Raw genomic sequence first — 22170 nt, 5'->3', positions numbered from 1 at the left:
ATTTGCGCCGTCCCGCCGGATCAGCGCAGGGTTGGACCGTCCCTGTCCGCCCCACGCATTATGATGTCTTTCGGCGGGGCACAGAGGGCCGACAAAGGCCGTCGAGACGTTGGGGCCGGAACGTTGAGGGCTGAGCTAACGTGACTGCGGGATGGCGTGCGGAGTCGTTTCACGAAAATCCGCCGTCTCCGCCAACGCGCCAAAGGCCCGTCCACGAGCGAGGGCAGAGCAGGACGCGCTCCGTCCGGCGAAGCTCGCGCGACGGGCCTCCGGGCGCGCTGGTCTTTGTTTATGAGGTGAACGGGCTGTAGTGCATCGTGGTTTTCAAGTCGCGATCGGTTTGAAGCACGATGCGACTGGAGCTTATAATGCGCCTTCCGTCGACTGCCGTCTTTTATGGGGCTGCGGCATGACGATGTTGAGACTGTTTCACAGAGTCGTCCGGGACGCGGCCATCGCAACCCGGTCGTACGCAGCACTACCGGAGTGGGAGATGTCACGGCAAGCCGCCTTGGTGCGACAATGGACTATCCTCCGGATATTGTCCTCGCGGCATTACGGCGCCACGGTGCGCGAACTTGCGGCCGAGTTGAACGTCAGTACGAAAACGATTCGGCGAGATCTGGAGACTTTCGCTCTCGCCGGATTTCCCATTGAAGAGACGGTGGTGGAATACGGGCGAAAACGCTGGAAACTCCGCGGCGACGCATCGAGTCAGGGCGTTTTCTTGGCCTACGATGAGGCCATCGCGCTTCACCTGGGGCGTTCGTTCATGGAACCCTTGGCGGGAACCATGTTCTGGGAGGCCGCTCAAAGCGCCTTTCAGAAGATTCGCACCATGTTCAAGCCGGATGCCCTACGCTATGTACAACAACTGGCGGGGGCGTTCCACGCCACAACCTTCGGGCGCTGCGACTATTCCAGAATGGCGGACCTGATCGACGAGTTGGTCATCGCCGTCGAAGAACGCAAGGTCGTTCAACTGTCCTATCGCTCATTGAAAGCGAAGGAAACGGCGACGTATCCCGTTTGCCCCTATGGGTTCACGTTCCATCGTGGAGCACTCTATTTGGTGGGCTTGGCGGTCAAGCATAACGAAATTCGCCACTGGAAGATGAACCGGGTGGAAAACGTCGAAACCACCGCCGAGACATTCGAGATTCCCGAGGATTTCAGCCTGAAGGAGCATCTCGCCAAGTCTTTCGGCATCTTTCAAGGCGAAGGCGACCATCACGTGCGAGTTCTGTTTTCGCCCCAAGTGGCGCGCTACGTCTCCGAGTCACAGTGGCACGCGTCCCAAACGTTGCTTCCCCAGAGCGACGGCAGCTTGATCGCCGAATTCGATTTGGACGGCACGGAAGAGATCGCCCGCTGGGTTCTCAGTTTCGGCAAGCACGCGGAAGTGCTCGATCCCCCCGATCTACGCGCGGCCGTCGCGGCCGAAGTGGCGGAAATGAATCACCGCTATGAACCGATGTCCGAGCATGCGACGAAAACCTGTGCTTCCCGCGACGACTACGACAAGCGAGGAGAAGAGCGAGTCGCATCCGGTCGCGGCGCCAAGACTTCTGCGTCCAAGCACTCGCATCTCGATCACGCCGCTCCCTCCGCGGTCGGAGATTCCCAATACTTGATTCGTTCGCGGTAATATTCCGCGAAGCACCCCGCTTCGACGGCATCACGCGTCTCCCGCATGAGGCGTTGGTAGTACGTGATGTTGTGCAGCGTCAGCAGAATCGGCCCCAGCATCTCTTTCGACATGAAAAGATGCCGCAGATATGCGCGCGGAAACCGGCAAGCCGGGCACGCGCAACCGTCTTCGAGCGGACGCGAATCTCTTTCATAGCATTGATTGCGAATACGAATGGGGCCGTAATGCGTAAAGGCCATGGCGTTCCGACCGTTACGGGTCGGCATCACGCAATCGAAAAGATCGATTCCCCGGCGTACTCCTTCCAGCAAATCCGTCGGCCGACCGACGCCCATCAGGTATCGCGGCTTTTCTTTCGGCAGGTGAGGCGTCGTAACATCGAGGATACGGTACATTTCCGCAGGGGTTTCCCCGACGCTTAGCCCCCCCACCGCGTAGCCGGGAAAATCCATGGCCCGCAACTCGCAAGCACAGCGGATCCGCAGATCCTCCTCCAGACCGCCTTGGACGATCGCGAACAAACGCTGATCGTGCCGACTTTGAGCAAGCCGGCAACGTTCGGCCCAGCGAATGGATCGCTCCATGGCGTCGAGCACCGCTTCACGCGAGGCCGGCAGGGGGATCACATGGTCCAGCGCCATGATGATGTCCGCCCCCAGGGCTTCCTGAACGGCTACGGCCCGCTCCGGAGACAGCACAACGACGGAACCATCCACATGCGACCGGAAGACCGCGGCTGATTCGTCGACACGGGTGAGCTTGGCCAAACTGAAGATTTGGAAACCGCCGCTGTCGGTCAAGATCGGACCGGACCAACCGACGAACTCGTGCAACCCGCCCAAAGCGGACACGACGTCCTCGCCCGGGCGAAGCATGAGGTGATACGTATTGGCCAGGATCATCTGCGTTCCCGTCTCTCGCAGCAACGCAGGCAAGACACCCTTCACGGTACCCTGCGTGCCGACGGGCATAAACGCCGGCGTCTCGACCGCTCCGTGCGGAGTCACCAATCGGCCGCGTCTTGCGCCCGATTGGGTATCAACATGAAGCAGCCGAAAGAAAGGCTCGGACATGGCGTGGCATCAGCGATTGGGGAACGCAGTTGATTTTGACGGCCGGGGTTTTTCCTACGCAAAGAAAGGCGTTTGAGCCCCGACCTCGGCACCCCCGCGCGCCGCTTCCAACACCGCCGATGCCGCCGTCCTTCATCGGATCGTTAGCGAACGATTCGTGTTGCGAGAGAGCGGGCGACTCACTCGCCGCGGAGCTTCAGGCCGAGATCACGCAGGCGTTCCCGGACCTCGTTAAGGCTGGTCACCCCGAAGTTCTTGCACTCCAGCAGTTCGTCGCCCGTTTTCCGGATCAACTCGCCGACGGTACTAATCCCCAAACGCCCCAGACACTTTCGAGCTCGCACCGAGAGATTCAACTCCATGACCGACTTCGACAGGATGGGCTGATCCCCAACCTCGACGGGTTCCTCCTCTTCGGGAACGGGTTCGCCGCGGCGCTCGGGCAACAATTGGCCCAAACGCAAGCCCTTGGATGCCAGCATGTCCTTGATTTCGGAGAGGCTGGTCTCGCCGAAATTCTTGCTGGCGAGCAATTCTTGCTCCGAGCATCGACAAAGGTCGCCCAGCGTGTGAATCCCCATCTTTTGCAGACAATTGCGACTGCGGACCGAAAGTTCGAAATTGCTGACGGGCGTACTGAGAATCTGGGCGAGTCGATCGTGCTTGCGAGCGGAATCCTCGTCCACCGCCATATTTCCTGCCGCCTGAGCATCTTTCAGGTAAAGACGAGCACGGCGGTGATCGGGATAGGACTCCAAAATCCTCTGATAGCACTTGACCGCCTTCTCGTAGTCCTCGCGGTCTTCGTACATCACGCCGAGGTTCAAAAGCGCGCCCAAATGCGGCGGAAAACGAGAGACGCATCGTTCGTAAAGGCGCAGCGCCTCGTCGTCGTTGCCGCGTCGATCATTTTCGACGGCCAATCCAAAAAGCGCTCCCGGGTGGTCGGAGTCCACCTGCACGGCCCTCTCGTAAAGGGCAATGACCTCCTCCGGATTCGCCTTCAGGGCCGCAACGATTGCACCCCTTTGATAAAGGTACTCCGCCGTTTGCTCGATCGCGCCTGAGAGTTTGTCCAATACCGCCAGAGCACCGGCAGGATCACCTTTAAGACGCTGGGCTTCGGCCTGAGCCACGGCACAGTCGTCCGCGTGATAGCCCGCCTTTTTTGCGGCGGCAAACGCATCCAAAGCAGAATCGTACTGCTCCGCCGCCACGTAGCACTTGCCGAGGTAGAAATGAGCCAGGGCGCCGCCATCGCCTTTCTTCAGCGCGGCAATCGCCTGCGGATAGCGGCCAAGAAGGTACAAGCAGCATCCAAGACGCACATTACTGGCGGGAGTCTGCTCGTCGCGAAGCTCCAACTCTCCCACCGCGTCCCGTAACTGCCGGAATTGGGACGGGTCCTCCGCCATGGCGGCGGCTAAGCGGTGAACCTCATCCGGTCCGAAAAACGCGTTGCTGAGAACGGTTTGCCGCACATCGAATGCCGTGGATTCGATCATCATAGTCTCCGGGTGACACCATCCGTTCGGCTACGCACAGTCTCAAGCAGCCAATCCGCCGCTGATGGGAATCTCAACTGCCCGCGACAACATCGAGAGGAAGAGCAGGGGTTCGGAATCACGAAGCGGTGGTCGCGTAGCAACGCTTCCACGCCCGTCTGTGGAATTAACGCTCTGGGAAGACGGTCGCCGCGCGCCGCCGACCGCGAACCGCCGGGACAAACTCGCACCAAAGCCAGCGAAGGGACTCGAACCCTTGACTTCTGCTTTACGAAAGCAGTGCTCTACCGACTGAGCTACGCTGGCAACCGATCCGAGGTACGGTTTTTTATATTCTATGCCGATTCCCGCCGGGCTTCCGTCCGTCCAACACTGATCGGGACTGAAACTTTTAACATAACAAGAAACGCACATCTGACAAGACAGACTCCCGCAAGAAATAACCCCTGCGAGGGAGGCGAATCACTGAAAGAGCCGGGAAAGGCACCCTCTTGCGGGTGAACCCAATACCCCCACCAAAACGCGGCCCCTCCATGCGATACTTGCAGGGCGAATACGAATCATTCCGTGGGCGTCCCCGCTGCTTCACTGCCGAACTTACGTCCGCCACCACGCCTTTTTGCAAACACCGTGCCGCTTGGTCCAATATCTGGTACCTTTGGAGCCAACCAGGCCGATCTCCGGCGAAACGCACCTCGGAAAGCTGACGGGATTTGCGATTCCATTCTTGGTTGCTTGTACGCCGCAGTTGACGTTACGATACAGTCGAGCGGAGGACGGCGTTGTACTCAAGCCTTCGCGAACAACTCTTCGACAATCGACCATGGTATTCGGCTCTAGAGACGTCTGATGTCCCGACACGCCATCTTCGAATCCAGCACCCGCTACTTTTTGGCGCCCCTCCTGGCGTTCCTCGACGACGACGCCGTGACCGAGATCATGGTGAACGGACCGACCGAGATCTATGTTGAGCGTGCCGGTCGACTGGAGAAGACGTCCGCTCAGTTCAACAGCGAGGACGCGCTGCGGTCGGCGATCCATAATATCGCTCAATGGGTGGGGCGAGAGATCGACGATTCCCGCCCCGTCTTGGACGCTCGCCTCCCGGACGGTTCGCGCGTCCATGCCATCATTCCGCCCAGTGCCCGCAATGGAACGTGCTTGACCATCCGGAAGTTTTCCCGCGAAGCACGCTCCTTGGCCGATCTGGTACGCCTGAACAGCCTTTCCGAAGCGGCCCAAGAGTTCCTGGAAATCTGCGTACTCCTCAGGAAGAACGTCCTCATTTCCGGCGGAACGGGCACGGGCAAGACGGTGTTGCTGGGTGCGATCACGCGGGCGATTCCGCCGGAAGAGCGGATTGTGGTCATCGAGGATACGTCCGAACTGCAACTCATGCAGCCTCACGTCGTGTATTTGGAGGCCCGGCACGGGGGGCGGGACGGTCACGGCGGTTTGACCATTCGCGAGCTATTTAGCAATTCGCTGCGGATGCGTCCCGATCGTATTATCGTGGGCGAGGTGCGAGGGGGCGAAGCCCTGGACATGATCCAATCGATGCTTAGCGGTCACTCGGGCAGTTTGACGACGATTCACGCCAGTTCGCCGCGAGACGCTCTTATCCGACTCGAGACGCTGTCGCTGATGTCGGACGTGGAAATCCCGATTCACGTAGCTAGAATGCAGGTAGCTGCGGCGATCCACTTGGTGGTCCAGATCGCCCGATTTCAGGAAGACGGTTCCCGCAAGGTAACCCGCATCGCCGAAGTCCGAGGCTTGAACGAGGCCGGACAATTCAGCGTGCAAGACGTTTTCGCGTCCAAACTGGTGGGACGATACGTGGGCGGACGTTTACAGGCGGAACTGGCATTTACCGGCCTCCGACCTACTTTTGCCGATGCCCCCAAGCAAGAGGGTATTGCCCACCGGATTCGGGCGTCCAAGGAACTTTGGGAACTCGACTGAAGAGGCGTCGAGCAACGTCGAACCCCATCGTCGGCGATTAGTTCGAGGACTTGAGTCATGAGGCGATTCGCCCGCAAAGAAACGGGAAGCGCTAGACGCCGCGGCGATTACAGGCCCAAGGATCGTCGCGGCGCAACCGCCACGCTGGATTACGTGCTGGTAATGGGCGTCATCCTCCCCGCTGCTGCATTCTCGATGTGGGCCGGTCCGCGGATCATTCGGCTGACCTACGAAATGGTTTACGTTTTACTAGTTTGGCCTTTCATGTGAGAACTCCCTGCCGCCGTCGGCAAGTTTTCTTGTTGTGGCGCGGCGGCGATTCGGATATAGTTAATCAGGGGGGAGGCAATCAGGATGTCGGGAGTCCCTTCATCCGTTCGATGGTCTCTTCTTCGGAACACGGTGCAGAGAAGTTTGTCTCTTATCGAGGGCCGACATTATGGCAAGAGCAGGCATCAGGAACCTGTTGGCGCGAATCCACAGCGATGAGCGAGGAGCGGTCAGCTTGGAGACGATCCTCATTATCGGCGCGATCGCGCTGCCGATCCTTATTTTCCTCATTCGCGTGGGCTGGCCGCGAGTCAAAGGCTACTTCACGCAAGGTCTACAAGACCTCGAAGCCGAGCGATCCAACGCGATTCAGTAAGCCCGAGACCGCGACATCTCGGCGGGTCGAGTAGCAAAAAGGCCCGGCCCATGTTGGCGACCCTGGTGCTGCTGGTCCTGCTGGCTGCTGCCGTAGCCACAGACGTCACGCAAGGCAAGATATTCAACCGGATCACGTACCCGGGAATCGCCTCGGCCGTAATGCTCAACGGCGTTGGCTCATTGGGCTTGGCTGCCGGTTGGTGGTCGCACGACTCCGCGGCGGCGGTCGGCTGGATCGGTATGACGGCTTGCCTCATGGGTCTTGCGGCCTGCGGGTTGGTGATGATCGCCTGCTACGTGTTTTTTCGCGTGGGAGGCGGTGACGTGAAACTGATCGCCATGATCGGCGCCTTTTTGGGCCCGGAGCAAGGGGTTGTCGCCATGCTCTGGACGTTTGTCCTCGGGGCATGTGCGGGATTGATCTTGCTGGTTTGGCGACTCGGCCCGATTCGCCTGCTGACTTCCGTAATTCGGCACCTGCTTTGGAGCGTCCGCTTGGGCGGATTTAACCCCTTGACGTCCGAGCAAAGAAAACAACTCGAACCGCCTTTGTTTTTGGCACCGAGCGCCTTTTTGGCCGTCGTCATTGTGCGATTTGAGCTTGCCGAACGCTTGCCGCCGCTCTTGTTCCCGTAATCCGTCGCGAGGCTGGGTTCCGTCGGCAAGCACCGGCAGTGCGAGTCCGAGAGACGAATTATCACTCACGACTTGGGAGCATCGGCATGATAGCCGCGGCGATCTTCCGGGCCTGTCTGCCATGGTTTGCGGTCTCGGCGGTCGCGGTTCTCCTCTTAATCCCGCTTTGCCGCGCCGCCCACGCCGTTCCCAATTTTCGGAAACTGTTGCGACTTCACACCGATCAACAAGGTGCGGTCCAGAGTCTCAGCTTCGTGCTGACCCTGCCCTTTTTCGTATTGATCATCTTGTTCATCGTGCAAGTCAGTCAGATCATGATCGGCACGGTGATCGTCCATTACGCGGCCTACGCGGCGGCACGATCGGCAATCGTCTGGATTCCCGCTCGCGCAGGTTTCACCGAACCGGAGAATCGCATCAGCACGTATTACTTGGACCCTTCTGCGGGCGATCAAACAACGCCGATTTTGGATCCCGGCGATCCCAATTACGGACCAGGGTCCGGCGGTTTGACGTTTCTCGTGATGCCGGGCGGGCCTAAATATTCCAAGATCGTCTCCGCCGCTACGCTGGCCGTGATGCCCATCTGCCCATCCCGCGACTTGGGGCTTTCACTCCCCGTGACTGCGAGTTCATCCGCCGCGGTCTTGCAAGCGGTCTACCGTCAAAACGTGCCCGATTTCGATCGCAATCCCCGAATCGCACAGCGATTGGTGAATAAACTGGCCTACGCTATCAACTTCACGAACATCGAAGTGCGGTTTTTCCACTCCAACCAAGATCCGCCCTTGATGCCGTATCTCTTACCGGACGATCCGGGCGAGTTCTACGCCAACGAACTCGGCTTTCAAGATTCGGTCACAGTGACGGTCCGACACGACATGGCGATGCTGCCCGGTCCCGGACGTTTTCTGGCTCGTCCCACCACTTCGCCGGACGGGCGCCCCGACGCCACCGCCCAAGGTATCAAGCTGCGGAACGGCATTTACGTTTATCCTCTCTCGGCAAGCATTACCCTAGGCAACGAAGGCGAAAAGTCCGTCGTGCCGTACACCTACCTCCTGTCCGGCACGTAACATTTTCCGCGTCGACCCGTCACGGCGCTTTGTTCCGTCTATAGTAACTGTGAGGGCGCCGGAGGCACTGATCATGACTCTCGATATTCGCCCCTCCGCCCACAGAGTCTCGTCCCTTGCCGCGTCACTGGGAAGAATTCGCGGACTGCCCTGCGATCAAAGCGGGGCCATGAGTCTGGTTTCGGTATTCGCCGTGCTGCTTCTCACTATCCTGCTGGGGATGGTGATGAATGCGGGCAAGGCTGCCGACCACAAGATTCGTATGCAGAATGCCGCCGATGCCGTGGCATATTCCGGCGGCGTCGCGATTGCCAGGGGGCTGAATGCGTTGGCCTTCAGCAACCATCTTCTGTGCGACGTCTTCGCCCTGACGGCCTTCATGCGCGAAGCCCGCGACCGGAATGCGGAAACCTTCGTTCCCGAAATTCTGGCCGCCTGGAATGAGGAGGCGCCGATTTTCGCCCAATCCAATTTCGCCAAGTTCACTCCTTTGGCCGCAGCCATCCCCGCCAAAACTCCCCTGGAGCAAGAATTGGTTCGGGTGTACAGCGAATGGGCGGCGGCGGCATCCGAACGGATACTTCCCACCCTGGAGTTCATCTTGGCCGAAGAATTGATCCCGCAATACCAGCGGGCGGTCGTGGCCGCCTTTCCCGATATCGCTCAGCAGGCCGCGCTAGAGGTCGCAAGACGCAACGGTCGTCCGGATTTTGGAAGGGGCGAGATGCTGGGCGTACTCTGGCGGACCTCCGTCGTACCGGTCGGGGGTGCCGGTGAGTGGGTGGAACCGACGCTGCCGGTGGTGGACCCCGTCAATGATTTCTCGACGGAACAACCTCAAAATCTGGCCGCCGCACAGCGTCAGCGACGCAGCCAAGCTCGTCATTACTTGGGCATGTGGAACAGTCGGGCCATGTACTTCTTCGACCGGGAAGCGAAGATGAGTCGTTTCTCGAGTCTTTGGCGGAACTTCACCTGCGGGCAACTGGAGCAGTTGTTGCAGGAAAACGAAACGCGGAATCTCCCTTTTTTGATTCGAGAAACACGCGACGAAATCGTCAACGCCAACGATCATCTCGATCGCTATTTCACCTTCATCGGTGTGGCGTATTGGCATCCTATGCGGGCGATGCTGCCGGGAGTCTTCCGTCACCCTCTCACAGCGGATACGGTGACATTTGCCCAGGTGCGCATCTTCGTCCCGCGAAAAAGATTGGTTTGGATGTACATCGTGCCGGGTTCGGACAATCCCCTCGGCGGTATCCCCGGCGATTTTCCCGAGTTGCCTGCCGAAGACGACAACACGACCCCGCCGCCCGGCGGCGGTCACTGGGAGGTCGTTCGCCAACCCGTGCCGGAGCATTGGGACTTGTGGAACCAACACTGGACCTGCCAATTGACGCCCGCAACGGTCGACACGCTCCCGGCGATTTTGCAAACGCGACCGCCCTTGCCGGAGTTTGCCGGATGGGGCCTGCAACTTCCCAACTTGAGCGGACTTTCCGCCGGGGATATTCAGCAAATCAGCCCGCATTGATCGGCGGACTTGTCATGAGCGCAACCTCCAACCGATATCACCGGCGCGCATACAGCGGCAACCGAAGCCGGATGCTCGTTTCCCACACACGCAGTCGGTCTGTCGCATCATGCCGGACGATGCAGCCGCGAGGAAATCGCGGCGGGTTAGCGCCGCTGGAATTGGTCATCGCATTGCCATTGCTTCTGTTTGTGATGGCCCTAATGATCAATTTCGGAACGGTTTCCTCCTGGCGAATCCGCGAGTTGGCGGTGGCGCGTCAGACGGTTTGGGCAAGCCGCTATCCGCGGAGCCTGCAAGCCGTTCCTCGACCCGCCTATTGGCCGACCGCAGCCAATTTGGGCGTTCACGGGGACCCGGATGCGACTACGTTGCAAGATCCTCGCGTGGACATGCCGGTGGTACGCGGTCCGTTTATCGGTGATTTTGCGGTAAACCGGGACCTGCTGGATCCGGGGCGACACATCCGAAGCGGCCGCGCAGGACTGACGAGGGACTTCCCGCTCTTGGCCTCCCTCGGTCCGTATCGGATGGATACCGAGACGGAATTGCTGGACAATCGCTGGGAGTTTTCGCGCACGGGCATGAGCCACAACGGCGATCACCGCATTCCCGCCATTTATTCGTTGCCCACCGCACCGCCGAGCTACTCGCTGGCATACGTCCAAGCTGCGCGGGCCATCCTCACCATGCCGCTACGCAACGATCTCCGCGTCTTGGACCGTGACGATGAGTTCGCCGCGTACGGCGTGCGATTCGGTTGGGGAGGCGGATCGCCCGACTTTCATCCCGGCTTGCGGGGCTTTTGCAGCCTCGATCGGCAGACGGCGCAAGACAGCGTCGACGATTTGGTGGAACGAATCGCCGGGGTCCGGGGCGGACCGGGCCAAGCTCACGTTCCCTCCCTGGCAGAGCAAATGGCAAGAGCCTTTCGCGATCTCTACCGCCGCGTCATTCAAGAGCTTCAAAACCAACTCAATGCCGTGCCGCCGCCCTCGCCCGGACAAACGGCCTCCATCCAAAACGAGATTACCGACTTGCAACAAAAGATCGACACGCTGGACGCCTTTCTGGCCGTCCTTCAGAACCACGGCCGATAATGCCCCCACTCTCCCGCGGCGATAGATCGAACAAATCGGACCAGGCGTCTCTCGGAAAGCCGGTTCCAACCGGAGACGCCCGCCGGAATTTCGCTGAATCCAACGTCGAGAGGCCGCTGGGCTGGTCCGTGACGGCAAGCCGAATCGCGGATTGGACGTCTCGTCTTTTCGTTTCGTTCCTCATCGTCGCCGCCGCCTTGGTTTTTGCGTCGCAGATTTTGAGGTGGTGGCGTGTGCCCGAGACGCCCCCCGTCACGGCGGTCACGTCTCCCAACAACGAGGGCTGGACGGCGGTGGAATGGGTCGACGCGGACTGGACGACCACTCTGTACACCGCCTCGGGACCGGAGGAGGAGGTCACGAACGATTTGGCCCGCCGAATGCTACAAGCAGCCCAACGGGCCGCGATTCCGCCGGATCCTCCCAACGAAAAGGAACTGTCCGTCCTTCGCCACTTGACCGAGCGTCAACCGTTTTTGAAAGGCGAGCAAGAGTCGGCGGTGTATCGGCTTAATCAATCCCTTCCGATCTGGCTCGGCACGCGGTCGGCGGTGAAGAACGCCCCTGCCGAACCGGGCCAACCCGAGGATTTGGATTCCACAGGCAGCGGGAACGATGCCGGCTCTGCGAATACTAAGGCCGCCCGAATCGTTGCTTGGGGATTCATAGTCCCCATGGACGGCGACCTTTGGCGCATCGCCCTGGCCGTCAGCGGATCCAATCCATCGGGTCGACGCACCACCGCCGATATTCCGTTACCGGTCGGCGCGGAACCGGGATTCACCATCCGTTTCGGCGACGGAACCATGTTACGGGCGTTTCGCGGTAACCACGTGAACAGATCCGCCTGGATGGCGCACTTCGATCATTGGCTGGATCGACACGGTTGGTCCGCCGACGCGAGGTGGCAGATTCGAAATAACGAGGCCGTTCGGCGCTACCGACGCAGCCAATCCGGGGATCACGACTCGAGCGACTACCTGTTGGTGACCCTGCGGGAAGACGGGGATGCGGCACGCGGATTCGTGATGCAGGAATCGTCGCCGCCGAGCGTCTTCGGGTCGGACGGCGGGGGCAGCGAGTCCGAACCACCTTGATCGGGGGTATATTCGACGCGGCTTCGTCGCGATTTCGCGGCAAGTTACAATAGATTGGACCTTCTTGGAAACCGGCTACCTTATTCGTCCCAAGACCGGGCGGATCGCGGCAGGATCCTCCTCCCGGCAAGAAAACCTTTCGGCTACGGAAACATCGCATGAAGGGCTTTAACGGGTTGATATTGGGCTTGGGTATCGGCATCGCCGCGGCCCTTTTCAATTGGGCGTACATCACGCGGGCGACGGGCAGCGTGGAGACCGTCGCCTTTTTCGGTATCGCCGCGGACCGCAACGTCGAAGCCGGGCAGATTCTGGCCGCCGAAGATTTGGTGCCGGTCCCCTTGCCCGCCGCTACCGCCCGGCGATTGAAAGGTTTCGCTTTCGTCTATCCCGACGATCGCGCCACGGTGGTCGGCATGAGGACGACGCGCCCGGTTCCCGGCGGATCGATTCTTCTCGTGGACGACCTCCGCCCGCCGCCGCCGAAATTGGTCTTCGGCGGGCAACCGGCAGGCAACGAGGAAGAGATCGCCATGTTCATTCCGATCGACACGCGAACGATCGTGACCTCGCTGTTGGAACCGGGAGACACGGTATCGTTCATCATCTCGGCGCCGACTCCCGCCGAGAGCGCCGCATCCGGAGACGCCGAAGCACCGAACGGCCCGCAAAGTCTCCTGCCGCCTCAGACCGGCGCACAGACGGTGCCGGCGGGTTCGCCGCGGATCGTCGGCAAATTCAAAATACTGGCGATCGGCAATCGCTTGAGCAACCTCGATATCCACCGGGCCTATCAATTGCCGCAGTCTCAAGAAAATGTACTCACCATTAGCGTGCGGCTTGTCGGCGGTCGCCTGGAACCCAAGGCCGAGCAACTCTGGAAGATGCTCGAAGCCACGAATTTCCGGCAGGTGGGAGTTATTCTACACGCTCGGCAAAAGTCCGCTAATTGATCGAAGTCGCAAAGGCCGAAAGCTCGCTTCACTGAAGAGAGCTCGAGCGTGAAACGGTGAAAACGGCGTTTGGGAATAAGACATGAAAGTCTGGTATAACCGGGTCAACGACAGTCGGCGCACGATGATCGATATCCCCGGAGACGAGGTCTCCATCGGTCGCGATGAGGCGAACGACGTCGTCTTGGCCAGCCCCCTGGTATCACGCCGTCACGCCGTGGTACGACTGCTCGAAGACGGACGCTTGCAACTGGAGAACGTGGGGCTGAATAGCTGTTTGGTGGCCGACGAGGAAGTGCTGGGCGGCCAGACGGTCTATTTTTCACCGGGCGCCAAGGTCCGCATCTGGCCTTTCACCCTAAGCTTCGAGGCCGAAAAGACCGCGGTGCTCTCCCGGCAAGAGTTGGAGGCTCACCTCCGCGGCCTCATCGCCGACTTGGAATTGCGCATTCACCGCAAACTGCTGGAACGCTTGGACCTCTACGAATTCGAAACCGGCCGCGCCGGCGATACCGAGAGCACGCTCCTCCTGGAAAACAATATTGACGACATCTGCCGGGAATTGCGAGTCTTTGAGGAGGAGAACGAACCGATTCTCGAAGAGATCACCGGTTTGGTCCTGCGGGACCACATCATCAATCGTCTGGTCATGGAATCGGGTTCGCAAACCTTGAGCGAAATGATGGGGATCACTCTCAACGAGTTCGACGTGCCCGCGACGTTGGTCCCCGAGCGCGAGACCGAATTGATGGGCATCATGAAGTTCATGGAGGACCGCTTGGACCTGGAGCAGTGCCGCGATACCACCGAAAAGGTCCAACGCGTGGAGGAACGATTCAACGAGGTCTTTCACCTGGTTCGACCTCATCTCCATCGCGAATTGCGGAAATACCTCATCCTGCGAACCTTGAAGAAGGACTTGAAAGACACGATTTTCGGCTTCGGTCCCCTGCAAGACCTCCTCCGCGCCGATGCGGTGACCGAAATCATGGTGGTGGGCAAGGATCAAATCTACATCGAGCGGAACGGCGTGATCGAAAAGTCCGGTCGCCGCTTCATCTCGGACAAGGTGACGGAAGCCATTATCGAGCGTATTGTGGCCCAAGTGGGTCGCCGTATCGACAAGAGCCAACCCCTGGTCGATGCCCGCCTTCCCGACGGCTCCCGAGTCAACGCGGTCATCCCGCCCCTGGCCGTCAAGGGACCGTGCCTCACCATCCGCAAATTCCCGCTCCAACGGATGACCATGGACGATCTTGTCGAATTCGGCTCCATCAGCCGCGCTGCCGCCACGTTTCTCAGGGCGGCAGTCATCGACCGGAAGAACATCCTGGTGAGCGGCGGCACGGGCGCCGGTAAGACCACCCTGCTGAACATTCTGAGCAGTTTTATTCCCTTCAAGGAACGCATCGTCACGATCGAAGATACGATCGAACTACGACTTCATCAGGAACACGTGGTCCCCTTGGAGGCAAAACCGGCCAACGTAGAGGGCGCCGGCGCCTACACCATCCGCGATCTCGTCCGTAACGCCCTGCGGATGCGTCCCGACCGCATCATTGTCGGCGAATGCCGCGGCGCCGAGGCCCTGGATATGGTTCAGGCCATGAACACGGGCCACGACGGATCGCTCACCACCGTGCACGCCAATAACGCGCGGGAAGTGATCGAACGCTTGGAGGTCCTCATTCTGATGGCCGCCGACTTGCCGATCTACTCCATTCACAGGCAGATCGCCTCCGCGGTGGATTTGATCGTCCACATTTCGCGTTTGCCGGGCGGACGTCGCGCCGTGACGGAAATCGCCGAGGTGGTGGGCGTCGACCCCGACACCAAGGACGTCATCATCCACGATATCTTCAATTTCCGGAACGGTCACTCCTTGATGCCCACCGGTTACCTGCCCACCTTCGTGGAATCGCTGGTGACCAAGGAATTGCTCGACCTGGAATTCTTGTACGAACAAATGGGCGAATCCGAAAAGCCCATCGAGGCCCATCGGCGCGAGGGCGACAAACGCAATCGCCCCGGCGACCTGGCTTTTCAAGAGTCCGTGCCGTTTACGTAAGGTGGAAATCAACCGAAAGGGATACGACGACCTGGAATCGCGCCGCAGTACCGCGGCATCCAACGGCGCACTCGCGTTGAAAGGCGACCGCGGAAGCGGCAAACAGGCTGGTGCAACCATCCATGACTGAAGCAACCGACTTGATCCTGGGATGCGTGGCGACGGGCGCGGCCGCGACCGTGCTGGTGTACGCCTCGCAGGATTGGATCGACGCCTTCTTTTCCCGAATGGAAGACGACATCGGGGACAAACTGCGCCGCCTGCGTGCATCACCTTCCAACTTGAGACGTTGGCTGCAAGTCTGGCTGCTGGGAGTCGTTTTGGTCTTCTTCGGCTTCAGTCTCGGGCTGAACAGCCTGGTTTTCGGCACGGTGAGCGCAGCGTTTCTCCTGGCGGCTCCCTGGTACCTCTTGCGGCGTCTGGCCGAAAGCTACCGGCAAAAGGTCGAGGATCAACTGGCGGACGCCATGGTCACGCTCTCGAACGCGGTTCGCGCCGGCCTGTCACTTACGCAATCGATGGAGATTCTGGCGGCCCAATGCCCCAAGCCGATCAACGCCGAATTTCGTCAAATCATCGCTGAATACAACCTGGGAAAGCCGCTGGATCGAACTCTGACGGAAGCCAAGGAGCGACTGAAAAGCGAAAACTTCTCGTTGTTTGCAGCAGCAGTTTTGGCCGGGCACGAGCACGGCGGAAGGCTGAGCGAAACGGTGGAAAGGATCGCCGGTTCCGTGCTGGAACTACAACGGTTGGAACGCAAGGTCCTATCCGAGACGGCTCAAGCCAGAAAATCCGCCGTGTATATGGCCCTTGCGCCTTTGTTCTTCCTCGCGGCTTTTTACTTCATGGATCCCGACAACACGACGCAATTGTTCGTGCAACCGCTGGGGCATCTGCTCCTGGCAACTGCCGCGATTTTGAATGTCATCGCGTACCTTTGGGCACGCGCGTTGTTGCGGCCCGATATTTGAAGCAGGGCGTTTCGATGGTAAGAACATCCGGGTTTTGACGGACCTATGACGGATTGGCAAGACGTACACCAATCGAGCGGTTATCTCCTGGCGGCAGCCTGCCTGATGTGGGGTGCGTCCGCCGCCCTCATTGCGCGATGGTTGTGGCTGGTGCTCCAAACCGAGGATCTTCCGCAAGGCGCCGAATGGCGCTATGACATCAGCCGCATCAATGAGTTGCGGCGGAGCGACTGGTTCTTCCGATCGTTTCAACCGGTGTTGCAAATGTTGGGGCGGTTCAATCGGGCGGCCTTTCGCGACGCGTTGCCGGAGATTCAACGCCACATTCACGCCGCGGGTTTGTCGCGGTTCTGGTTGGCCGAGGAGTATCTCGGCAAACTCGAGATGATCGCCCTATTTCTGCTGCCGATATACACTTATTTCTTCGTCCGGGCGGTGGGGCTCAGCGGATTGCTGCCTGCCTTGGCCACATCGCTGCTGACCGTGTGGATTTTGCGACTGCGTTTGGCCTCGCGCGCGGCGCGGCGACTGCGCGACATCAAGCGCAGGTTGCCCTTCCTGCTGGATCTACTCACCCTTTTGATGGAAGCCGGTTCCACGTTTCTCAATGCCTTGGCTCAGGCCGTCGATGAATACCGCGGTCATCCGGTTTCCGAAGAATTTGGAAGGGTCCTGGCCGATATGCAACTGGGCAAGACGCGATACGAGGCCTTCGCCGCCATGAAGGATCGACTTGCCGACGACGAGATTACCAGCATCATCGGATCGATCCTTCAGGGGGAGACCTTGGGTACGCCGCTCGCGTCCATTTTCCGTACCCAAGCCGACGTCCTCCGGATCAAACGATCGCAACGGGCCGAGACGATTGCCGGCGAGGCGGGCGTGAACATGCTGCTTCCGGGTATACTGGTGATGGCGGCGGCGGTCCTGATTCTGATCGGGCCTTTCTTGCTCAATTACCTGGATTTGGGACTGGCGCTTTGAACGGGCCGCACGTTCGCGGCGCAAGGAGGAGGCAATGGCGGATCGAATCACGGTTTGGAACCCGAGGGAAACCGTCGCGGGTTGGTCCGATCGGCAGCGAACGGGTCGGCGATTCTCACCCGGTTTTCGACTCGTCGGATCGCCGGGCTTCGACACGTTTCAGCCCGCCGTGGTCGGGAAATTCAGGGCTTAGGACATGCCCATCAAAATTCAGTGTCCCCTTTGCCGAACCGAAATGACGGTCAGCAGCGCCGCCTTGGGCGGAGTGGTCGGTTGTCCGTGGTGCCACCACCGGTTTCGCGCCGCGCCGGAGACGCTGGAGCGTCAGGGCGCCCCCCCTCACCCTGCGAATCGCGCCCCGATGGCCGCTCCCCCTTCCGTCGATCCGTCCGCTGAAGAGGCTAAAGCGCCTCCCACGGTTGCGGATACCGAGAAAGCAGGGAACTCGGGCGGCGATCGGAAAACCGCCGGTTTAAGCCGTTGGAAACGGGTGGGTGATTCGGAAAAGGAACCGCCCTTCGCGCCCCCTCCGACCATGGCCGGCAAGTCGCCGACCGCAGCGAAGCGGGATACAGACGCTGCCTCGCCGCCCAAAGACTCCAAACCGAGAGAGGCCTCCACCGGAGCGGGAAAAGGGCCTGAGACCGCCCGCGAAAAAAGCCCAAAGTCGGACGCAGCAGGTCCCTCACCCCATGTGCCGGGAACCGGCAAACAATCTCAATCGCCCGACGGCGTTATTCGCAACAAAGGTTCCAGCACCGCGACCATGAGTTCGCAGGGTGCGACGGCCCAGGCCGAACCGGCGAGGGCACGCAAAAAGGCCGTCATGAAAATCCTCTCCGAGTCGGTCGAACCGACTTGGACCTTGGCCGCCGACGGCAGTCTGCCCAGCCTGCACTTGGAGGAATCCCAGACCCAAGCCCAGGCTTCCAATCAGCGGTCCACCAATCCGTTGCTGCTTTTCGTGGTATTATGCACGAGCATGATCGTGTCGCTGGCCCTGGTCTTCATTGAACCCGACTCCGGCGAGAACAGTAACACCACGACGCGGAATGCCGCACGCCGTGTGTTGATGGACGAATACATCCCGAGCCTCAACCCCGAAACGCCGCCCGCCGACTACCAAGTTCTCTTACGAGAGGCTCAACGCGCCCACAACAGCGGCGATTTCAAGCGAGAAAAAGAGCTATATCGGCGACTCTTGCTGCTGCTTTACGCACATCGGGATCGTGCACCTTACGAAGGCTTGACGGGCAGCGCTGCGCGGGATCGCAAGCTGGAAGAGCAGTTGCGAATCCTGCTGCGAGAATGAAGCGGAACGGCCGGGGCCTTGGCGCTTCGCGGACGGCGACGTCGTGCGGCGCGGACCGGTCGGATGCGTGACGGGCAGCGGTTGTGAAACTCCAATCCATCAGGATTACGGCGACGGTAAGAGGATGAGCATGGCTTCGGCGTCGCGATACCAAATCATCGAGAGGATCGGCAGCGGCGACTTCGCTCAAGTCTTTCGCGCTCGAGATCAAGAACTTGGGCGAGACGTCGCGATCAAGGAAATCCACGCTCAATACCTTCAATCCCCTAAGCAATTGGAGCGGTACTGGCGAGAGTCGCAATTGCTCGCCTCGCTCCAGCATCCGCACATCATCACGATTTACGACGTCGTCCGCAGTCGCGGTTGGTTGGTCCTGGAGTTGATGCGGGGAAACCTCCAACAAAGCGCCGAGACCGGTCCCATCGACGTGGATTTTCTGCGGGAAATCCTGATCGGCAGTTTACAGGCATTGGATTTTCTGCACGGCAACGGGATCATTCACGGCGACATCAAGCCCAGCAATCTGCTATTGGACAATCAAGGCCGGGTAAAGCTAGGCGACTTCGGTCTTGCCCGCCGCGCTACCGACGAAGGCGGCAGCTTGCTGAAAGGGACGACCAAGTACATGGCGCCGGAATTGATCAGCGCTCAGTTCGGCCAGGTCGGCCCCGCCGGAGACCTCTACTCCTTGGGTTTCACCGCCTACGAACTACTTTGCGGGCCGGACTTTTCCCTGCTTTTCCCGGGGCTGAGTGCGTTCGGCCGCGATCGCCAAATCGCTTGGATGATGTGGCACAGTTCCCCGGACCAGCGTCTCCCGCCGATTCGCCGCGTACTCGAAGGAGTTCCGGATGACTTGGCCGAAACCGTGGATCGGTTGGTCATCAAGGAACAAACTCAGCGACTGGGATCCGCACGGGAGGCCTTGCGGATGCTGACTTCGCAGTCCGTCCGCTTCCCCGTTCCGCCGCCTGAGGAGCCGGCGGGACCGAGGCCGGAAGAACTCCGCGAAGCCAAGAACAAGAAGTATCTCCGCATTGCGGCGGTGGCCGCCGTTGTGTGCTCGCTCCTCATCAGCCTACTGATGCTGCTGCCCGGCGGCACGAAACCCACCCAAGACGCCAAGGCTCCCGAATCGCTGCGAGGAATCGTGCGCCGGGTGTTCCTGAACGAGCGTCTGATCGTCGTGGAAACGCCCGACGGCACTCCCAAGGAGGTGCCCATCCGCCCCGCCGACGAGGTATTCATCAATGATGCCAAGGCCTTGATGCGAGATTTGCAACCGGGAGACGAAATCACGATTTCGACTTCACAAACCGACGGACGACTCGTGCAGCGATTGCAGATCGTGCGACCCGAACGCGTCGCCGGGCAAATCACCGCCGTTTCCCTGGCCGACGCGCAAATCACACTCGCCGTTGACGGTGAAGCACCGCCGCTGCGCATCCGCGTAGCGCAGACGACGCCCATCGAGTTCAACGGTCGGCCCGAGTTGGATGGACGCACCGTCATGCTTAGCGACATTCACCCGGGAGATCGCGCCGAAGTCGAGTTCCGCGGTGCGGACGATGATCGCTCGGCTGTACGGCTTGCGGTTCGCCGCACGGTTACCACGGAGGGCGTATTGGCGGAGGTCGATGCCAAGAACGGCCGACTGACGTTTCGGTCGAGCCGGGCGGCAAACCCGGTCACTCTGCCCTACACCGCCGATTGCGTCGTCACGCTGAACGGGCGAACGGAGTTTCAAAGCCGAATCGTCAAACCGGCGGATCTACAACCCGGTGATCGAGTCACGATAACCCACGACGTGGAGATCTCGCGAATCGACGCCTATCGCACCCTGGGTCTGGCGGGAATTGTTCGGCAGGTTCACTACGCTGCCGGAAGCCTCGAAATCACCCGGGATGAAGACAATCAGCCCCTGCGCATCCTGGTCGGCTCCGAATGCCCGATCACGTTATTCGGAGAAACCGTCTCACTGGAAGACTTGCGTGAAGGCGACCGCGTGGATATCACCCACGATACGCCGGGCGGCGAGTCGATACGCGCCCTCAAAATCGACGCGATTCGCCCGGAGAACCCGACCCGGTGGGCCGTCATCGCCTGTGTCGGCGAGTACGACGACCGACGAATTCCGGCCGCGCCCGCCGTCTCATCCTTGGCCGAAATATTGGAAAACACGCTGCGGACTCGTTACGCCGTCCCCAGAAATCAACTCCTCAGCCTTACGAACCCCAGTCGCATTCGCCTGGAACAAGCGGTGGACAGCTTTCTGAAGAACATTCCGTCCGACGGCGAGGTCGTGGTCTATTACGCGGGCACGGCGGTTCGCGATTCGCAAGGTCAGGTGTTCTTGGCGGCCAAGAACACCGATCTCAACGATCCGTCAACGACGGGCATCGGAATTCAGTGGCTGGCAGACAATTTGGAAGCTTCTCCCGCCGCCAAAAAGCTTCTATTGCTGGACGTCTCGCCCGCCTCGCCCACTCCCGTGCCCAACAGCGTATCCGCCGCGGAGGCGCTCGAGTCGGTGAAAGGTCCGCCCGGCATGGCCGCTTTTCGTACGGCCACCGCCGTGGCGGGAGCGTCGGCAGGAGAATCCGCCACCATCGCGGCCGACGGGACCGGCACGTCGTTCGGTCGGGCGGTAGCGCTCGCATACCAGGGCGACGGTGACGAAAACCGGGACGGTAAGTTGGATCCCACTGAACTGCTGGGCTTCGTAAACAAGGTTCTACCGCAGACAGTCCCTGCCGGATCGCGGCAGACCGTCAAAATCTTTCTCCCGGACAATCGCCCCCCGCGGTTAAGCGAGGATTCCAAAGCCGCCATTCGCACGCTCGCCGCCATGATCACGATGCAAGACGTGAACCCGCAAATCGCCGACGAGGCGTTCCGCAATGCCTCCAAAGGGATCGAATCGGAACCGGAACCGTTCTTGCTGTACGGCTTACTGCTGGTCAAAAATCGGCAATTGCCGGAAGCCGTCCGCTATCTGGAACCGCTGAAGGTCAGCCACCCTGCCGAACCGTTGCCCTATTTGCTCCTCGCTTGGATCAAGGTTTTCCGTCGCGACTACCGCGGAGCCTTGGGCGAAATGCAAGCCTTCGTCGAACACTGGCCGCGGCGTGCCGAGGCAACTTATCCAACCACGGAATTGGACCTTCCGCGAACCGTCTTTTGGCTGGGACAGTTGCGGGAGTTCATCGAAGGCGTCGCCGACGAGCGTGAGCGTCCCCTGCCCATCGATCTGCAATCCCTGGACGACGCCGTCCGATCGCTGGGGAATGAAGCCGCCCAAGCTTACGACCAAGGCCGAAAGCAAACCCGGGCAATCATCGAGACGTTTGATCAACAGTTGGCATCCGCCCAAGGCAATCGCGAGAAAGAGGTCCAAATCCGCTTCGAGCGAAGGCAACCGACACGCTATCTCTCACCTTTGATCGAAGATTGGGCGCGAGCGGTTCTGGCCGGCTTGAATCGCTAGACGCGCGGACTATTCGGTCTATTGATTCCTTCGCGTGCTTCCTTCGCGCTGAAGCTCACATTCTCACATTCCCATCGCAATTTCGCGGAAATTGTCGGTTCCGA

The 22170-nt window shown here is 60.1% G+C and carries 18 protein-coding genes and 1 tRNA gene; 16 read left to right on the top strand and 3 right to left on the bottom strand.

Going from position 1 to position 22170, the window contains the following annotated elements; all coding sequences use genetic code 11:
• Positions 1–493: 493 nt before the first annotated feature.
• Entirely contained in the window at positions 494–1648 is a 1155-nt protein-coding gene (locus ACYQ6J_RS07810) for a helix-turn-helix transcriptional regulator (RefSeq protein ID WP_460183620.1), read from the top strand.
• On the opposite strand, the gene tgt is transcribed toward ACYQ6J_RS07810, so the two are convergent.
• From tgt to ACYQ6J_RS07795, 3 genes are all read right to left on the bottom strand, one after another.
• Positions 1594–2724 carry a tRNA guanosine(34) transglycosylase Tgt gene (gene tgt, locus ACYQ6J_RS07805; protein ID WP_460183619.1) on the bottom strand — a complete coding sequence of 377 codons (1131 nt, stop codon included), beginning with the start codon at positions 2722–2724 and terminating at the stop codon, positions 1594–1596. The two genes, ACYQ6J_RS07810 and tgt, sit on opposite strands and share 55 nt — an antisense overlap.
• A 179-nt stretch (positions 2725–2903) precedes the next feature.
• Complete coding sequence (locus ACYQ6J_RS07800) at positions 2904–4232, bottom strand: tetratricopeptide repeat protein (protein ID WP_460183618.1); 1329 nt, start codon at positions 4230–4232, stop codon at positions 2904–2906.
• 230 nt (positions 4233–4462) lie between these two features.
• Positions 4463–4535: transfer RNA gene (locus ACYQ6J_RS07795), tRNA-Thr, on the bottom strand.
• 543 nt (positions 4536–5078) lie between these two features.
• Between ACYQ6J_RS07795 and ACYQ6J_RS07790 the strand changes: the two genes are divergently transcribed.
• From ACYQ6J_RS07790 to ACYQ6J_RS07720, 15 genes are all read left to right on the top strand, one after another.
• Positions 5079–6194, top strand: a complete 1116-nt coding sequence (locus tag ACYQ6J_RS07790) for a TadA family conjugal transfer-associated ATPase (protein ID WP_460183617.1) — start codon at positions 5079–5081, stop codon at positions 6192–6194.
• A gap of 57 nt (positions 6195–6251) precedes the next feature.
• Positions 6252–6464 (top strand): hypothetical protein, encoded by a 213-nt coding sequence (locus ACYQ6J_RS07785; RefSeq protein WP_460183616.1) that lies wholly within the window; start codon positions 6252–6254, stop codon positions 6462–6464.
• A gap of 169 nt (positions 6465–6633) precedes the next feature.
• The gene (locus ACYQ6J_RS07780; RefSeq protein ID WP_460183615.1) at positions 6634–6840 is read left to right on the top strand and encodes a TadE/TadG family type IV pilus assembly protein; all 207 of its coding nucleotides are present in this window, start codon (positions 6634–6636) and stop codon (positions 6838–6840) included.
• Between the two features lie 50 nt (positions 6841–6890).
• Positions 6891–7478 carry a prepilin peptidase gene (locus tag ACYQ6J_RS07775; RefSeq protein WP_460183614.1) on the top strand — a complete coding sequence of 196 codons (588 nt, stop codon included), beginning with the start codon at positions 6891–6893 and terminating at the stop codon, positions 7476–7478.
• 86 nt (positions 7479–7564) lie between these two features.
• Positions 7565–8554, top strand: a complete 990-nt coding sequence (locus ACYQ6J_RS07770) for a TadE/TadG family type IV pilus assembly protein (RefSeq protein WP_460183613.1) — start codon at positions 7565–7567, stop codon at positions 8552–8554.
• A gap of 73 nt (positions 8555–8627) precedes the next feature.
• The gene (locus ACYQ6J_RS07765; RefSeq protein ID WP_460183612.1) at positions 8628–10091 is read left to right on the top strand and encodes a Tad domain-containing protein; all 1464 of its coding nucleotides are present in this window, start codon (positions 8628–8630) and stop codon (positions 10089–10091) included.
• Positions 10092–10294: 203 nt separating this feature from the next.
• Entirely contained in the window at positions 10295–11191 is an 897-nt protein-coding gene (locus ACYQ6J_RS07760) for a hypothetical protein (RefSeq protein ID WP_460183611.1), read from the top strand.
• A gap of 128 nt (positions 11192–11319) precedes the next feature.
• On the top strand, positions 11320–12288 hold the full coding sequence (locus tag ACYQ6J_RS07755) for a hypothetical protein (protein WP_460183610.1): 969 nt from the start codon (positions 11320–11322) through the stop codon (positions 12286–12288).
• Positions 12289–12446: 158 nt separating this feature from the next.
• Positions 12447–13241, top strand: a complete 795-nt coding sequence (locus ACYQ6J_RS07750; protein WP_460183609.1) for a hypothetical protein — start codon at positions 12447–12449, stop codon at positions 13239–13241.
• Between the two features lie 82 nt (positions 13242–13323).
• Positions 13324–15309, top strand: coding sequence for a TadA family conjugal transfer-associated ATPase (locus tag ACYQ6J_RS07745; protein WP_460183608.1), 1986 nt, complete (start codon positions 13324–13326; stop codon positions 15307–15309).
• Between the two features lie 122 nt (positions 15310–15431).
• Positions 15432–16283 carry a type II secretion system F family protein gene (locus ACYQ6J_RS07740; RefSeq protein ID WP_460183607.1) on the top strand — a complete coding sequence of 284 codons (852 nt, stop codon included), beginning with the start codon at positions 15432–15434 and terminating at the stop codon, positions 16281–16283.
• A gap of 45 nt (positions 16284–16328) precedes the next feature.
• A complete protein-coding gene (locus ACYQ6J_RS07735) occupies positions 16329–17267 on the top strand; it encodes a type II secretion system F family protein (RefSeq protein WP_460183606.1) in 939 nt (312 codons plus the stop codon).
• Between the two features lie 34 nt (positions 17268–17301).
• Entirely contained in the window at positions 17302–17460 is a 159-nt protein-coding gene (locus ACYQ6J_RS07730; RefSeq protein ID WP_460183605.1) for a hypothetical protein, read from the top strand.
• A gap of 3 nt (positions 17461–17463) precedes the next feature.
• Positions 17464–18579: a zinc ribbon domain-containing protein gene (locus tag ACYQ6J_RS07725; RefSeq protein WP_460183604.1), complete on the top strand. Its 1116-nt coding sequence runs from the start codon at positions 17464–17466 to the stop codon at positions 18577–18579.
• A 130-nt stretch (positions 18580–18709) separates the two neighbouring features.
• The gene (locus tag ACYQ6J_RS07720; protein WP_460183603.1) at positions 18710–22066 is read left to right on the top strand and encodes a protein kinase domain-containing protein; all 3357 of its coding nucleotides are present in this window, start codon (positions 18710–18712) and stop codon (positions 22064–22066) included.
• Positions 22067–22170: the final 104 nt, after the last annotated feature.

This window comes from Thermopirellula anaerolimosa, from assembly GCF_054657335.1.
This window is presented reverse-complemented; position numbering and strand designations above follow the sequence as displayed.

Coding starts and splice junctions, on each gene's coding strand:
- ACYQ6J_RS07810 (WP_460183620.1), top strand. CDS start 494: ATGTCACGGCAAGCCGCCTTGGTGCGACAATGGACTATCCTCCGGATA.
- tgt (WP_460183619.1), bottom strand. CDS start 2,724: ATGTCCGAGCCTTTCTTTCGGCTGCTTCATGTTGATACCCAATCGGGC.
- ACYQ6J_RS07800 (WP_460183618.1), bottom strand. CDS start 4,232: ATGATGATCGAATCCACGGCATTCGATGTGCGGCAAACCGTTCTCAGC.
- ACYQ6J_RS07790 (WP_460183617.1), top strand. CDS start 5,079: ATGTCCCGACACGCCATCTTCGAATCCAGCACCCGCTACTTTTTGGCG.
- ACYQ6J_RS07785 (WP_460183616.1), top strand. CDS start 6,252: ATGAGGCGATTCGCCCGCAAAGAAACGGGAAGCGCTAGACGCCGCGGC.
- ACYQ6J_RS07780 (WP_460183615.1), top strand. CDS start 6,634: ATGGCAAGAGCAGGCATCAGGAACCTGTTGGCGCGAATCCACAGCGAT.
- ACYQ6J_RS07775 (WP_460183614.1), top strand. CDS start 6,891: ATGTTGGCGACCCTGGTGCTGCTGGTCCTGCTGGCTGCTGCCGTAGCC.
- ACYQ6J_RS07770 (WP_460183613.1), top strand. CDS start 7,565: ATGATAGCCGCGGCGATCTTCCGGGCCTGTCTGCCATGGTTTGCGGTC.
- ACYQ6J_RS07765 (WP_460183612.1), top strand. CDS start 8,628: ATGACTCTCGATATTCGCCCCTCCGCCCACAGAGTCTCGTCCCTTGCC.
- ACYQ6J_RS07760 (WP_460183611.1), top strand. CDS start 10,295: ATGATCAATTTCGGAACGGTTTCCTCCTGGCGAATCCGCGAGTTGGCG.
- ACYQ6J_RS07750 (WP_460183609.1), top strand. CDS start 12,447: ATGAAGGGCTTTAACGGGTTGATATTGGGCTTGGGTATCGGCATCGCC.
- ACYQ6J_RS07745 (WP_460183608.1), top strand. CDS start 13,324: ATGAAAGTCTGGTATAACCGGGTCAACGACAGTCGGCGCACGATGATC.
- ACYQ6J_RS07740 (WP_460183607.1), top strand. CDS start 15,432: ATGACTGAAGCAACCGACTTGATCCTGGGATGCGTGGCGACGGGCGCG.
- ACYQ6J_RS07735 (WP_460183606.1), top strand. CDS start 16,329: ATGACGGATTGGCAAGACGTACACCAATCGAGCGGTTATCTCCTGGCG.
- ACYQ6J_RS07730 (WP_460183605.1), top strand. CDS start 17,302: ATGGCGGATCGAATCACGGTTTGGAACCCGAGGGAAACCGTCGCGGGT.
- ACYQ6J_RS07725 (WP_460183604.1), top strand. CDS start 17,464: ATGCCCATCAAAATTCAGTGTCCCCTTTGCCGAACCGAAATGACGGTC.
- ACYQ6J_RS07720 (WP_460183603.1), top strand. CDS start 18,710: ATGGCTTCGGCGTCGCGATACCAAATCATCGAGAGGATCGGCAGCGGC.